Origin of the sequence: Bacillus sp. FSL M8-0063, assembly GCF_038005545.1 — a bacterium.
Taxonomy (GTDB): Bacteria; Bacillota; Bacilli; order Bacillales; family Bacillaceae_G; genus Bacillus_A; species Bacillus_A wiedmannii.
Map to the genome: position 1 here is coordinate 1632253 of NZ_JBBOTJ010000001.1, position 14639 is coordinate 1646891.

General features: G+C 33.9%; 16 protein-coding genes. 12 read left to right on the plus strand and 4 right to left on the minus strand.

What is annotated here, in order from left to right; all coding sequences use genetic code 11:
* Nucleotides 1-29 precede the first annotated feature (29 nt).
* The 6 genes from MKX31_RS08245 (at nucleotide 30) to MKX31_RS08270 (ending at nucleotide 5911) form a co-directional block, all read left to right on the plus strand.
* On the plus strand, nucleotides 30-632 hold the full coding sequence (locus MKX31_RS08245; protein ID WP_048559690.1) for a DedA family protein: 603 nt from the start codon (nucleotides 30-32) through the stop codon (nucleotides 630-632).
* A 97-nt stretch (nucleotides 633-729) separates the two neighbouring features.
* Complete coding sequence (locus MKX31_RS08250; RefSeq protein WP_242289298.1) at nucleotides 730-2109, plus strand: putative polysaccharide biosynthesis protein; 1380 nt, start codon at nucleotides 730-732, stop codon at nucleotides 2107-2109.
* A 184-nt stretch (nucleotides 2110-2293) separates the two neighbouring features.
* Nucleotides 2294-3235, plus strand: a complete 942-nt coding sequence (locus MKX31_RS08255) for a magnesium transporter CorA family protein (protein ID WP_000932392.1) — start codon at nucleotides 2294-2296, stop codon at nucleotides 3233-3235.
* 198 nt (nucleotides 3236-3433) lie between these two features.
* Complete coding sequence (locus MKX31_RS08260) at nucleotides 3434-4330, plus strand: permease (RefSeq protein ID WP_000418724.1); 897 nt, start codon at nucleotides 3434-3436, stop codon at nucleotides 4328-4330.
* 3 nt (nucleotides 4331-4333) lie between these two features.
* The gene (locus MKX31_RS08265) at nucleotides 4334-5209 is read left to right on the plus strand and encodes a TIGR03943 family putative permease subunit (RefSeq protein WP_064474180.1); all 876 of its coding nucleotides are present in this window, start codon (nucleotides 4334-4336) and stop codon (nucleotides 5207-5209) included.
* Nucleotides 5210-5404: 195 nt separating this feature from the next.
* The gene (locus MKX31_RS08270) at nucleotides 5405-5911 is read left to right on the plus strand and encodes an acyl-CoA thioesterase (protein WP_000141167.1); all 507 of its coding nucleotides are present in this window, start codon (nucleotides 5405-5407) and stop codon (nucleotides 5909-5911) included.
* A 126-nt stretch (nucleotides 5912-6037) separates the two neighbouring features.
* Here the strand turns inward: MKX31_RS08270 and MKX31_RS08275 are convergent, their stop codons facing one another.
* Nucleotides 6038-6124, minus strand: a complete 87-nt coding sequence (locus MKX31_RS08275; protein ID WP_000505094.1) for a YjcZ family sporulation protein — start codon at nucleotides 6122-6124, stop codon at nucleotides 6038-6040.
* 160 nt (nucleotides 6125-6284) lie between these two features.
* Here MKX31_RS08275 and cls point away from each other — a divergent pair, with 160 nt between their 5' ends.
* The 4 genes from cls to MKX31_RS08295 all read left to right on the plus strand — a co-directional run bounded on the left by cls (nucleotide 6285) and on the right by MKX31_RS08295 (nucleotide 9050).
* Complete coding sequence (gene cls / locus MKX31_RS08280; RefSeq protein ID WP_064474179.1) at nucleotides 6285-7469, plus strand: cardiolipin synthase; 1185 nt, start codon at nucleotides 6285-6287, stop codon at nucleotides 7467-7469.
* 31 nt (nucleotides 7470-7500) lie between these two features.
* Nucleotides 7501-7959, plus strand: coding sequence for a spore coat protein (locus tag MKX31_RS08285; RefSeq protein ID WP_340980551.1), 459 nt, complete (start codon nucleotides 7501-7503; stop codon nucleotides 7957-7959).
* A 189-nt stretch (nucleotides 7960-8148) separates the two neighbouring features.
* Nucleotides 8149-8328, plus strand: a complete 180-nt coding sequence (locus MKX31_RS08290) for a hypothetical protein (RefSeq protein WP_001045960.1) — start codon at nucleotides 8149-8151, stop codon at nucleotides 8326-8328.
* A 101-nt stretch (nucleotides 8329-8429) separates the two neighbouring features.
* Entirely contained in the window at nucleotides 8430-9050 is a 621-nt protein-coding gene (locus tag MKX31_RS08295) for an NAD(P)-dependent oxidoreductase (RefSeq protein WP_000861614.1), read from the plus strand.
* 25 nt (nucleotides 9051-9075) lie between these two features.
* Here MKX31_RS08295 and MKX31_RS08300 read toward each other — a convergent pair whose 3' ends face one another.
* From MKX31_RS08300 to MKX31_RS08310, 3 genes are all read right to left on the minus strand, one after another.
* Nucleotides 9076-9558, minus strand: coding sequence for a DUF456 domain-containing protein (locus MKX31_RS08300; RefSeq protein ID WP_000217333.1), 483 nt, complete (start codon nucleotides 9556-9558; stop codon nucleotides 9076-9078).
* Nucleotide 9559: 1 nt separating this feature from the next.
* Nucleotides 9560-10867 carry a hemolysin family protein gene (locus MKX31_RS08305; RefSeq protein ID WP_046959212.1) on the minus strand — a complete coding sequence of 436 codons (1308 nt, stop codon included), beginning with the start codon at nucleotides 10865-10867 and terminating at the stop codon, nucleotides 9560-9562.
* A gap of 208 nt (nucleotides 10868-11075) precedes the next feature.
* The gene (locus MKX31_RS08310; protein WP_340980553.1) at nucleotides 11076-11945 is read right to left on the minus strand and encodes a hypothetical protein; all 870 of its coding nucleotides are present in this window, start codon (nucleotides 11943-11945) and stop codon (nucleotides 11076-11078) included.
* Between the two features lie 256 nt (nucleotides 11946-12201).
* Here MKX31_RS08310 and cbpA point away from each other — a divergent pair, with 256 nt between their 5' ends.
* Both cbpA and brnQ4 read left to right on the plus strand, forming a co-directional pair.
* Nucleotides 12202-12849 carry a cyclic di-AMP binding protein CbpA gene (gene cbpA / locus MKX31_RS08315; RefSeq protein ID WP_064474177.1) on the plus strand — a complete coding sequence of 216 codons (648 nt, stop codon included), beginning with the start codon at nucleotides 12202-12204 and terminating at the stop codon, nucleotides 12847-12849.
* A 435-nt stretch (nucleotides 12850-13284) separates the two neighbouring features.
* The gene (brnQ4, locus tag MKX31_RS08320) at nucleotides 13285-14622 is read left to right on the plus strand and encodes a branched-chain amino acid transport system II carrier protein BrnQ4 (RefSeq protein WP_396021591.1); all 1338 of its coding nucleotides are present in this window, start codon (nucleotides 13285-13287) and stop codon (nucleotides 14620-14622) included.
* Nucleotides 14623-14639: the final 17 nt, after the last annotated feature.

Below are 14639 nucleotides of genomic sequence, written 5' to 3' on the forward strand. Positions count from 1 at the left end.
TGTGAAGAAAAAAGGAGATAGAAAATAAAATGTTAGCAAGCATAATAGATCAGTTATTGCAATTTTTTGCAAGCTTAGGTTACTTTGGAGTAGCGCTAGCTTTAATGATTGAAATTATCCCGAGTGAAATTGTACTTTCGTATGCTGGATTTTTAGTAGCGGATGGTAAAATTAGTTTTGTTGGTGCAGTTATCGCCGGAACTATTGGTGGTACTTTAGCCCAAATCTTTTTATACTGGCTTGGATATTACGGAGGGCGTCCGGTTGTAGAGAAATATGGGAAATATCTACTTATTAATAAACACCATTTAGACATAGCGGAAGGTTGGTTTAAGCGTTACGGAGCAGGAGTAATCTTTTCTGCACGCTTTATCCCAGTAGTACGTCATGCAATCTCGATTCCAGCAGGATTAGCTAAGATGCCATTAAAACTATTTACACTGTATACTGTGGTTGCGATTATTCCATGGTCAATACTATTTATCTACTTAGGTGAAAAGCTTGGTGGGAATTGGAGACACATTAAAGAGTATGCATCTGATTACACACATTACATAATTATAGGAGCTGTTCTCTTTGGTGCTCTATACTTCGGTTTAAAGTATTTCAAAAAGAAAAAAGCAGCGCGTTAAAGTCAATGATTGTTCATTGGCTTTTTTTATTTGTTTCGGTTCTAAAAAAAAAGAGTTGTCCATAATGTGTAATAATAAAGTGTAGCGGAGGAATGTGATGAAAGGGTCACCGTTTATACGTGGAACGATATTTTTAACGATGGCAACGATGATATCTAAAATGTTAGGATTTATATATGTTATACCGTTTACAGCAATGGTCGGTACGAGTGGGTACGTTTTATACACGTATGCTTATCGCCCGTATACGATTATGCTCAGCATTGCGACGATGGGACTACCACTTGCCGTTTCAAAAATGGTATCAAAATATGATCAACTGAATGATTATCATACGGTTAAGAGAGTACTTAAGAGTGGTATCTTTTTTATGTTAATAATGGGAGTCATCTCATGTTTTGCGCTATATATATTAGCTCCACATTTAGCTAAACTTGTAATCGATGGAAATGATCAAACTGGGAATAGCATAACAGCTGTCACTAATAATATTCAAATTGTAAGTTTTGCGTTAATACTTGTACCAGTAATGAGTTTATTAAGGGGCTTCTTTCAAGGGTTTCAATCGATGGGGCCTTCTGCTTTAAGTGTAGTTGTTGAGCAATTTTTTCGGGTCTTAACCATATTAATAGGAAGCTTTGTCGTTTTATATATTTTAAAAGCTTCTATCTCGCTAGCTGTTGGTATTTCAACGTTCGGTGCTTTTATGGGAGCGATAGGTGGATTAACAGTTTTAAGTGCGTATTACATAAGGAGGAGAAAGCACTTAAAGAAAAAAGAGATGGCAAGTATACCGCAAACAACGAAATCTTTCTTCTCGCTGTATAAGGAGCTCTTTACATATTCAATACCGTTTGTTGTGGTTGGTTTAGCAATTCCGTTGTATCAGACGATTGATACATTTACAATTAATAAACTACTTATACAAATAGGGTATATGCAAGGAGAAGCGGAGAAGATTAATGCAATAATTGGTCTTGTCCAGATGGTTGTACTTATCCCGGTTTCCGTTGCGACTGCTTTTAGTATGTCTCTCGTACCTGAGATGACAAAAGCCTATACAGCAGGGAATGTGAAGTTACTGTACAAACATTTTACGAGAACGAATGTATTAGTAGTAGGTATTACGGTACCAGCGGCGATTGGAATGATGGTGTTAGCAAAACCAGTATATACTCTTTTATTTGGTGCCGGAAATGATCCGGAGATGGGGAGAGTTATTTTACAGTATTATGCTCCTGCCTGTATACTATTTTCGCTTTTTACAGTAACAGCTGCGATGTTACAAGGAATTAATCAACAACAGAAAACAGTGCTAGGATTAGTAATTGGTATTATTGTGAAGATAGTTTTAAATATCGTATTGCTTCCGTATTTCGATTATGTAAGTTTTATTATTTCAACATACGCTGGTTATACGATTTCAGTTGGCTTTAACTTGTGGATGCTTTCTAAATATGTTATAAAGGCAACATAAGCTTTTTAAGGCAGAGAGCACTCTGTCTTTTTCTTTGTTTAGAATATTTTTCTTGTAAAAACGTTTTCAAAATAATTTTTCTATTGAAATTTAAACGTATGTTTCATATGCTGAGAATGGCGGTTCAAAAACTGTTATGTAAGAGAGGTAGATTCCTACATGTAAAAAGAATCGGGGTGATAGTATGTTAAATATTTATTTAACAGACCGAAACGGAAAACTACAAGAGGTTGAGGAAATGCAAAAGGGTTGCTGGATTAATGTACTTCATCCAACGGAAGAAGAAATTCAATATCTAGTACAAACTTTAAATGTAGACTTAGATTTCATTAAAGACCCTTTAGATGATGAAGAACGCTCTCGTATTGAAAAGGAAGACAATAATACTTTAATAATCGTGGATATCCCAACAGTTAGACATGATGAAGAAGGAAATTCGATTTATGACACGATTCCAATAGGTATGATTGTAATGCCAGATTGCTTTGTGACAATTTGTTTAGAAGAAAACCCAATTTTTGAACGTTTTATTAATCAACGTATTAAAGAATTTTATACGTTTAAAAAGACACGCTTTGCACTTCAGCTCTTATATACGATTTCTACTTATTATTTAAGATACTTAAAGCAAATTAACAGAAAAACAATCGATTTAGAGCACCAATTAAATAAGTCGATGAAAAATAAAGAGATTTTCACATTGCTAGGCCTTGAAAAAAGTTTAGTTTACTTTACAACATCATTAAAGGCGAATAAAATTGTAATTCAAAAATTAATGCGTAACAGTACATTTTTAAAAATGTATGAAGACGATCAAGATTTATTAGAAGATGTATTAATTGAAAATAAACAGGCTATTGAAATGGCGGAAATATATAGTCACATTTTAAGTGGAATGATGAATACTTTTAGCTCTGTTATATCAAATAATTTAAATAGTGTTATGAAACTGTTAACGTCTATTACAATCATTTTATCGTTACCAACGATGGTTTCTAGTTTCTTTGGAATGAACGTAAAGGTTCCGTTTGAAGGGGAAGCACATGGTTTTGTAATTGTACTCATAATATGTGTAACACTATCTTTCACATTAGCATTTGTTTTTTGGAAGAAACGTTACTTTTAACGAGAAGAAAGCTGCTCTAGCATAGTTGTGTAACTGCGCTAGAGCAGCTTTTTTGCTATGAAATCCAAAGTTTTGAATAGAATATAACTTATAAAATGTAATGTATATGAAAGGGGTGAATTCCGTATAAGTCTTGTCCAATTCATAAAATGGGGTTAAAATTACATATTGTTAATGAAAAGTTGGAGGAAATACATCATGGAATTGTTTCAATTACCGAAAGCATTCCTGCAAATGAATACAATTTTTATCTCCATATTGATCGAAGCACTTCCTTTTGTGCTCATTGGTGTATTTATTTCAGGATTCATTCAAATGTTTGTAACAGAAGATATGGTAGCAAAATGGATGCCGAAAAATCGATTTCTGTCTGTTTTAATGGCTACTTTTTTAGGGATGATGTTTCCGGGCTGTGAATGTGGAATCGTTCCGATTGTTAGGCGATTAATTGGAAAAGGGGTTCCGCCATATGCCGGGATTGCATTTATGTTAACTGGACCAATCATTAATCCAGTCGTATTATTTGCAACATACGTTGCCTTTGGCAGTAGTATGCACATGGTATGGTATCGTTCTATTGTAGCGATTATCGTAGCAATAATCGTTGGAATTATATTATCATTTATGTTTAAAGAACATCAATTACGAGATGATCACTTCCCAGAAGTGAATCATAAGCGTCCATTACGTAAAAAAATGTGGGATGTATGTACGCATGCTGTTGAGGAATTTTTCTCGATGGGAAAATATTTAGTATTAGGTGCGTTAATTGCAGCGGCAGTTCAAACGTTCGTACAAACTTCAACACTTCTTGCTATAGGACAAGGGCCGTTCTCTTCACCAGCTGTTATGATGGGACTAGCTTACATTTTATCACTTTGTTCAGAAGCGGATGCATTTATTGCTTCGTCATTCCAAAGTACATTTTCAACAGCGTCACTTGTCGCGTTCCTCGTATATGGACCGATGGTGGATATTAAAAATATGTTTATGATGCTTGCGACATTTAAAACGAAATTTGTAATTGTCGTTACAGTTACAGTTACACTTGTTGTTTATGCAAGCTCACTACTCATTTATGCGATGGGGTGGTAGGTTATGTTTCGAGCATATATATTATTAGGTTTTACAATCTTAATTGCGCAGCTTCATATTTCAGGTAATATTACGAAGTATATCAATATGAAGTATGCCTATTTATCAAAAACAGCAGCTATTATTTTAGGATTTTTAACGATTGTTCAAATTATTATCGTTTTCCAGAAAGAACATCAAAAAGAAAAAGAAAAAGAACAGCACAATTGTGGTTGCGATCATAGCCATTGTGGGCATGATCATTCAAAAGATGAGAATACATGGTGGAAAAAAGCATTTTCGTACACATTGTTTTGTTTTCCGATAGTCTCAGGATTGTTTTTCCCGATTGCAACGTTAGATTCAGATATCGTTAAGGCGAAAGGATTTCATTTTCCTGTTGCGCAAGCAGAAAGTACAGATCCATTTATGACAAGGCAATTTCTAAAACCTGATACGAGCATTTATTACGGGAAAGAAGGATACCGTGGTGTAATGGAAAAGGGGAAAAAAGAGTTTGTTACGAAAGATAGTATTACTTTAAAAGATGAAGATTTTCTAAAAGGGATGGAAACAATTTATAATTATCCTGGCGAGTTTACTGGGAAAAAATTATCTTTTAAAGGGTTTGTTTTCAAAGATGACTCTTCTCAAAAAGAACAATATTTCTTATTCCGTTTCGGGATTATACATTGTGTAGCGGATTCTGGTGTATATGGTATGTTAGTAAAAAAACCAGAAGGTGTAGAATGGAAAAATGATGATTGGATTCAAGTTGAAGGAGAAATATCAACGGAATTTTATCAGCCGTTCCATGCAAATATCCCTGTATTAGAAGTAACGAAATGGAATAAGGTTGAACCGCCAAAAGAGCAATATGTATTTAGAGGAGCCGATTGATAACATCGGTTCTTTTTTGTGGACTAAGAGTTCTGAATGTTGTTAATATTAAATGTGTAGTGATAGTAAGCTCATACCGTTCTAGTGTTAATTGGAAATAGAACTCTTACCGAACTTCTTTGCTCCAGCTGAATTTTGTGGTGGGAGTCTTAATGTCTGCAAATAGCGGGTTAAATAATCAAAGAGGTGATAACAATGACTGAAGTGAAAGGGAAAACAGCGAATGAGTCTAGAGTGTTTAAAACGAGCCGAGTATTTCCAACAGATTTAAACGATCATAATACGCTATTTGGTGGGAAGATATTAGCCGAGATGGATATGGTTGCTTCTATTTCAGCAACGAGGCACGCAAGAAAAGAATGTGTCACAGCATCTATGGATTGGGTAGATTTCTTACATCCTGTTCGCTCTTCAGATTGTGTTAGTTATGAATCCTTTGTAATTTGGACGGGTAGAACTTCGATGGAAGTATTTGTGAAGGTAGTAGCAGAAGATTTAATTTCAGGTGAGAAGCGTATAGCAGCAACGTCATTTGTTACTTTTGTTGCGCTTAGTAAGGAAAATAATCCAGTTCCAGTGCCGCGAGTAATCCCTGAAACAGAAGAAGAGAAAGAATTACATCGCATTGCTGTGTTACGTGCAGAACAACGCCATATACGTAAGGCGGAGAGTAAGAAAGTAGCTACATTATTAACTTTTTGAGTTGAATATGTAGTCGTTAAAGGCACAATAACAAACGGAAATGTTTTTCATATGAAAAGCGGACACCTAAAAATAGGTGTCCGCTTTTATAGTTTTTTCATCCACATATCATATGACGATAACTACTTAGCAGAAGCAAGCAGCACCGACGATGATTAAGAGGATAAATAATACGACTAATAGCGCGAATCCATTACCATGTGCGAAGCCCATTGTTATTTCCTCCTTTTATTTTAAGATACAACATACAATATGCAAATGAGCTATCGTTTGATATGGACATATATCATGTAATGACATATTTTCTTGAATGATATTGTATTAAAAAAGGGAAGATATAGAAATAACAGTAAGTGGAGGAAGGAAAATATCCATGAAACACTTTTTCGTTGTAATCCTTTGTTTAATAGGTGTATTCATATGGATGAACATCGATGTGGAAATGGGGAAAAAAATGGCTAGTGAATATGAATTAGGACAAGTTCGATTAGGTGAATTTCAACTTTATACGAACGGTGAAGAGTTATATAAGAAATTATTTGAGGATATACGTAATGCAGAAAAGTACATATATGTCCATTTTTACATTGTAGGTAAAGATGAAATAAGCCAAGAGTTTTTGCAGTTGCTTGAGAAAAAGGCATCGAGTGGAGTAGAAGTAAAATTGTCAGTTGATCGAATAGGTGGATATAAGCTGAAGAAAAAGGTAATTCGTCAACTAAAAAACAATGGTGTCCAGTTTACGTTTAGTAAAAAACCTAAATTGAAACATTTATTCTATTCGTTGCATCAACGAAACCATAGACGCATTGTTACGATTGACGGAAAAGTATCATATATCGGCGGCTTTAACATTGGAAAGGAGTATCTTGGACAAGATCCGAAATTTGGCCCGTGGCGTGATTATCATGTAAGAGTCAATGGGAATGGTGCTACGGATATGGAAAGAAAATTTGCTGCTGACTGGAAAGAAGATACGGGAGAAAAAATGCCTGTACATGAAAGTTTACCTGAGATAGGGAATGTAAAATATCAATATTTATTTTCAGATGGAAAAGGGTTATGGCAAAAATATGGAGCGCTTTTAAAGCAAGCTAAAAAGTCTTTAATTATTGCTACGCCATATTTTGTACCAAGTAAAGAAATGATAAAAGAATTAAAAGGTGCATTAAACCGAGGTGTCAATGTGAAAATTCTCGTACCATTTAAAAGCGACGCAGTATTGTTAAAACAAGCTGCCTATCCGTATTTGAGAGAGATGAACCATGCTGGAGCGGAGATCTATCAATATCGGAATGGTTTTTTTCACGGGAAAGTAACAATCATTGATGGAGAAATTGTTGATATAGGTACAGCGAATTTTGATAATAGAAGTTTTTATTTAAATTGTGAATCAAACTGTATCGTATATGATACAAGAGTTGTTGCTGACGTATGGAGCCGATTAAAAGAAGACTTTCATAAATCAAAAAGATTTTCAGAAGAAGACTTTGAGAAAATTAGTAAGTGGAATTGGTTTTTAGCAAGAATAGCAAATGTTATAGCATCATATTTATAACATATAGACAAAAGAGAAGGGAGGCATTTTCATGGATTGTATGAAAGAATTAATGAGGTATAGTTATATGCTTATTTATAAGGTTGGGGAGTATACAGGAAAGGTAAGAGACGAAGAATTAAAGGAGCTATTACAGCATCATTTACCATATATGTTGCAAGCGTATAATGAACAAGTGAATTTTCAAGAAGGAGAGAATGTACAGCATATAACTTGTGAACCAATTTCATCTCATTTTCATGAAATGGAAAAGGAGACTGATAGTAAATATACAGGGGATGTCCATATTGCAACTTGTTATATTTCGCATTTAAAACGGTTAGCACTAAAGTTCGCTCAAGTAGCAGTTGAAGTTGCGAATCCAGAATACCGCTCGTTTTTAGAAAATTGCTTCCTGAAAATGAATCGTTATGCCTATAGTGTATGGCAATATGTTGTGAAGAAAGAGTATAAGATTAAACATGTATATGAAAATGAGGAGTTTGCATAAGAAACTAAGGCGGAAAGATAGGCGCCTTAGTTTTTTTACTTTTCATGGAGAAAAAAAGAATAGGTGTCTGTATTTATTATCAGAAAATTTACAAATATTTACCGTTTATTTACTATTTTTCAATCTTTCCTTTAAAAATAGAGAGTAATATGGGGGTTGTACATATTCTATCTAAAGGAGGAAACGCAAATGAACAAATGGGTTAAATCATTAACTGCTATGGCACTTGCAAGTTCTTTATTAATGGTAGGTTGTAGTAAAGGTGAGGACAAGAAGAAAGAAGACGATACAACAACACAACAAGAGGACAAAAAGGATAAAGAAACAAGTGGAACTGAGAAATCTACAGATTCTAAAGAAAAGAAATAAAATAATAATAGAGCTTCCTCTTATATATGAGGAAGCTTTTTTGTTGAAAATTGATTAAAATTATTGAAAAATAGAGAAAGAATGAAAAAGGGGGAAAACAAATGAAAGTATGTATATTGGGAGCAACTGGTCGAGTAGGTTCAAACATAATAAAATTAGCATTAAAGGATGCAGCTGAAGTGACTGCATTAGCGCGTGATTTAAATAGAATAGAAATAAATCATGAAAGGTTACGAGTTATAGAAGGTAATGTATGGAATGAAAATGATATAAAGAAAGTGATAGAAGGAAGCGATATAGTAATTAGTGCACTTGGAACGGATCAAAATGGGACATTGGCGAAGAGTATGCCACATATTATAAAGAAAATGGAAGAAGTAGGGGTTCATAAGATCATTACAATAGGAACAGCTGGTATTTTACAAGCAAGAACAAATCTAAATTTATATCGTTTTCAATCAGCTGAGTCAAAAAGGAAAATGACAACAGCAGCAGAAGATCATTTAGCTGCATATAAGATACTTAGTAGTAGTAATTTATGTTGGACGGTCGTTTGTCCGACGCATTTAATAGACGGTGATGTGACAGGAGTGTATCGAACTGAAAAAGATGTATTACCAGAAGGGGGAGCGAAAATAACAGTTGGTGATACAGCGCAATTCACGTGGAATCTATGTAGTGAAAACAAATATGAGAATAGTCGAGTAGGTATTTCATATTAAAAAAACCATCCCGAAATTGGGATGGTTAAAAGATGATATAACATACAAATATGAGAATCATAATGATTTGGAGAATAGCTTTCGCTACTGTACTGCTTAAAAAACCAACTACAGTAGCAACTCCTACTAGAAAGGCGTCTTTTGGCGCTTTTTTATGCATGAGTTCTGTAATAAATACCGATAAGAACGGTATGATAATTAAACCGAATGGTGGGAAGAAGAAAGATCCGACAATGATAGAAATCATACCGACACGCTCTCCCCATTTAGAACTCCCGTATTTCTTTAAGAAATATCCATTTGCAATAAAATCAGCAATGAAAATAAATAGTGTGAAAATGACTTGAATAATCCAAAAGGAAGTTGTTAGTTCTCCGCCATTTATACCAAAATGGTAAATTAAATATCCAGCCCAGACAGCAAGGATGCCTGGAATGATAGGATAAATAAAGGCGAGAAATGAAACAATGAAACAGGCAATGATACAGATTGTTAATAATACTGTCACTTTATAACTCCTTCTTCGTGTCTAATTTATGTACCGCAATTTTTTTCACTTGATGTCCATCAAGTTCTAGAGCTTTAAATTGAAAACCGGCAAATTCAATGGAATAACCAGCTTCAATATTTAAATCAACTGCTTGAGAGAGGAGCCAGCCTCCGATTGTATCTAAATCGCTATCATCAATATGCAGGCCAAACATATCATTTACTTCAGAAATGAGCACCTTCCCATCTAAAACAGTAAGCTTCGGCGTACGTTTTTCAATCATAGGTGATTCATCCGCATCAAACTCATCTTGAATTTCTCCAATAATTTCTTCAAGAATATCTTCCATTGTTAAAAGTCCAGCAGTACCACCATATTCATCCATAACGATTGCCATCTGAACGCGATTCTTTTGTAGATGTACTAATGTTTTGCGAATTGGAACAGTTTCAAATACAGTTAGTACTGGATGTATGTAAGATTCAAGTGGTTTATGAATGCCTTTCGTTTGATCGTGAAAGACTTCTTTCGTATTGATCATACCGATAATATCATCTTTATCTTTTTCGATGATCGGATAGCGTGTATACTTTTCAGTTGCGACGATATCCATATTCTCTTCTAACGTATTTTCAGTAGATAAGCAAATCATTTCTGTACGAGGGACCATAATTTCTTTCGCGACCCGGTCGTCAAATTCAAAAATATTATTTACATATTTATATTCGGTTTGGTTTATTTCTCCGCTTTTGAAACTTTCACCTAAAATGAGTCGTAGTTCCTCTTCAGAATGGGCAAGTTCATTTTCTTTCGCAGGCTCTAAACCGAGTAGTTTTGTGAAAAAGATTGCCGTACTATTAAGTAGCCAAATGAATGGATACATAATTTTATCAAATAAAATAAGTGGTCGTGCAAATTTAAGTGTTATTGCTTCTGCTTTTTGAATGGCGAAAGACTTTGGAACTAGTTCACCTAATACAACATGGAAAAATGTAATAACACTAAAAGCTATAATAAAGGATAAAGTATTCGCCATTGTTCCAGTAATATTAATCTTTTCAAAGAGCGGTCGTAGTAAATGTTCCACAGTCGGTTCACCGAGCCAACCGAGGCCTAAAGAAGTAATCGTAATCCCGAGCTGACAAGCTGATAAATAAACATCTAAATTAGATAGGACACTTCTTGCAGCTAAAGCTTGTTTATTGCCTTCGTTTGCAAGTTGGTCAATTCGACTTTTTCGTACTTTTACAACAGCGAATTCTGATGCAACGAAAAAGCCGGAAATAAGGATGAGTACAAAGATGAGAAAAATATTTAATATGTCCAAGTGTGTTCCCTATTCCGTAGTTTGGAATAAAGATGTCACCTCCTGCGTTTATGTTATACTTTTATAATAAATCCAAACGAAAAGAATAGTCAAAGAAAAAGGGTAAATATTGGTATGTTTCTGCAATTGTTTTTGAATTTGCTGTTATTTTGTCCGCTATACAAAAGGAATAACCCCCTACTTTCAGATTATAGAGGGTTATTTCAAATTAAGGTTTTGGAATACTTCTCGTTAAAGCGTATGATTGTTGTTTAATGTGATTTGTCGTCCATAGTGTTTGAAGGAAAGAGAGTATGCAATATGGGATATACAAAAGTAATAAGCTAATTGTAACAATAACAGGTGCATTTCCGCCGAATTGAACGATAAATTGCAATAGTCCGCTTGCATGAAAAACGCATTCCATAATAACGAATGAAAGAATAATGGAACCTAGAATAGATTTGTGATTCGAAGTAAGCGCTAAAAACAATGTATCTACAAGGAAAGAAGATTGTTTTATTTCATATTCATTTGTGTTACTTAAGAAAGGAACCCACTTTTTAATTGCTTGCATAACGATAATCATGGAAGTACTACAAACGATGATAAAAGATGAGTAGTAAGGAAGCTTTATCAATTTTGTGATGTATAGGAGTAGTAATAAGACTGAGCATTGTAATAATACAGTACAAAAAGAGTACGGTATCCATTTTAATAAAGAAGTGAACTTCTTAACCGATTGAGGTGCTTTAAAAAATAAATGGCCGATCCCTAAGCTGATAAAGAATCCGATTGCAAGAGTAAAGGTAAAACGAACAGCCGATAAAAAATATATTTCCCATATGTAAGGGAATAACGGTGTTGAATGATTAGAAGTATGAACCATTTGATTTGCTGAGAAAAAGATAGATTCGTGCATCCAATCAATCTTTGGAATTGTCATAGAAGAAAGTTGTGCGAAGTTATGAAAAATGCTTATAAAGCCAGTTATGTATGAGTATTTATGTGTAATGAATAATGCAGGAATAGGACTAATGATAAATATAATGAGAACACCAACTATAAATTTACATATATGTGAGCGCAATAAAGACATGTAATCACCTACTCTTAGAATATTCAGAAAATTCTTATTCTTATTTTAGCTTTTTTTGGCGTAAGTTACAATATATTTTCTTAAAGAAGTTTAGAGAGAATGTTTCGTATTGTAGGGGATAAAAGTGAATGAAACGTGAATAAATTATGACAAGAAAATGGATAATTTTCAGAAAAGTGAAATAAATTATTTATTTTTTTCTGAAAATATAATATAGTTATGGCACAGAAAGTATTTTAACATAAGGAGGCTGTTTATGAGGATTAAAGGGAATTATGTGCCGAAAAGGGAAGTTTTATTTTGCTCAAGTTCAATTACGATAGGGGAAGCACTGGAGCATTTAAATAAAACTGGGTATCGTTGTGTACCAGTTTTAGATGAAAAAAAAGAGAAATATTTAGGAAATGTATACAAAGTAGATATTTTAGAATATAAAGGTTCGCTGGAAGAGAGTGTAGTACAATTATTAAACGATAAAGAAGGTTATGTTAGAGAAGATTCTTCGTTCTTTAAAGTATTTTTTACAATAAAAAAATTACCTTATTTATCAGTAGTTGATGAAAATGGAGTCTTTCTTGGAATTTTAACGCATAAAAAGGTTTTCGAGTTATTAGAAGATGCTTGGGGCGTTCATTCTAGTAAATATTCTGTCATGATTGGGACACAAGATTATAATGGAGCCATTCAAAAATTATCGACAGTATTAAAAAAATATACAGGTATCCAAAGTTTAATGACTTTTGATAATGATGCCTTATTAGTTCGTAGAATTATGTTTACATTAGGAGAAGAATTTAACGACGGTGAATTAGATACGTTATTGAAAGATTTAGAAGACCATGGATTTAGAGTTGTGTATGTGGAAGAGATGAAAAATCCACGTGAAGTTGAAACAATAGAATAACATACAAAAGCCATCTAATAATGTTGGATGGCTTTTGCTATGTTCGTGTATAAAATTATTTGGAAATAACGATAGGATAAAAGTTGAGATTGTAACAATATTTGTGTGAAAGAATGAAAAATGTAGATAATTTTGATTTTCAAAAAAATCAATTTGAAAATATGTTTTTATTTTTCAACTAAATATGGTACTATATGTGTGATAAAAACAAAGAGGTCTGACAACTATACTCCACGCAATACCACTCTAATGAGTTAAAAATTCAAAAAAATCAAAAATTAATAGTTAGAGTAAGAATAAGGGGAATGGAGAAATTATGGAGAAAGACACTGCTTTGTAAGGGGCATATTTTATCATCTTGAGCAGAGAGGAGGATGCATAGCATATTGTGAAAATAAAGATAAACAATGAAAAAGTGCTATGCAAATGAAAAGTATGAAGGGACGTTTAAGGCCAGGTGATACGATAGCAATTGGTTTAATGTTATTTGCACTATTTTTAGGAGCAGGAAATTTAATTTTTCCGCCAGTTTTAGGGCAACAAGCTGGAGAGAATGTTTGGATTGCTACAATTGGATTCCTAGTGACGGGAGTCGGATTACCCCTATTAGCTGTAACAGCTGTCGCGTTTGTAGAGGGGGACTTGAAAGCGCTATCTTCTAGAGTTCACCCTATATTTGCGTTTATTTTCCCATTGATTAGTTATTTAGCGATTGGACCATTTTTCGCGATTCCGCGTACGGGAGCCGTTTCATTTGAAATGGGTATGAAGCCGTTTTTATCAGAGGCAATGGTTTCAGAGTGGTATATGCTGTTTCTATTCACAATAGTTTTCTTCGGAATAACGTGGTATTTATCATTAAATCCATCTAAATTAGTGGATTGGTTCGGAAAATTCCTTACACCATTGTTAGTATTGATTGTTGCTGTTATTGTCGGAAAGGCAATTATTGATCCAATTGGAGAACCAGCTGCGCCGCTAGCGGCATATCAAGAAAATGCTTTCTTTGGTGGATTTATACAAGGATATTTAACGATGGATGCAATTAGTGCGCTTGTATTTGGAATTGTCGTTGTACAAGTTATCCGCTCTAAAGGGATACAAGAGAGTAGTGAAGTTGCAAAAATAACAGTAGTATCAGGTATTATTGCTGTACTTGGTTTAACGTTAATCTATTTATCACTTGCTTATCTTGGTTCAACAAGTACATCACTTGGTGTTTCCGAGAATGGTGGACTTATTTTAACGAATGTTGTAAATGAGTTATATGGAACAAGTGGTAAAATTTTATTAGGACTTGTTATTATACTTGCTTGTTTAACAACTTCTGTTGGATTAACATCAGCTTGTGCTGGCTTCTTTACAAACATATTCCCAAAACTTTCGCATAAAATGATTGTTACGATGGTATGTGTGTTTAGTTTAATTGTATCTAACCTAGGTTTAACACAATTAATTGCAGTCACTTTACCAGTGTTAATGATCATTTATCCAGTTGCAATCGTATTAATCGTACTTTCTTACTTCCATAAATGGATAGGGAAGCGTAATACCATTTATATTGGAGCTATTTTAGGTGCATTGTTAATTAGTTTCTTTAACGGTTTAGAAAGTGCGAACATTCAAATTGACGCGATTTCTAACGTATTACAAATGCTACCATTATATAAAGAAGGAATAGGATGGTTAATCCCATCATGTATTGGCGGGATTCTCGGTTTCTTCTTCTATAAATCAAATGAATCAAGTGAATTACAAAAGAAAGGTGCTTAGGCGCCTTTCTTTTTTTA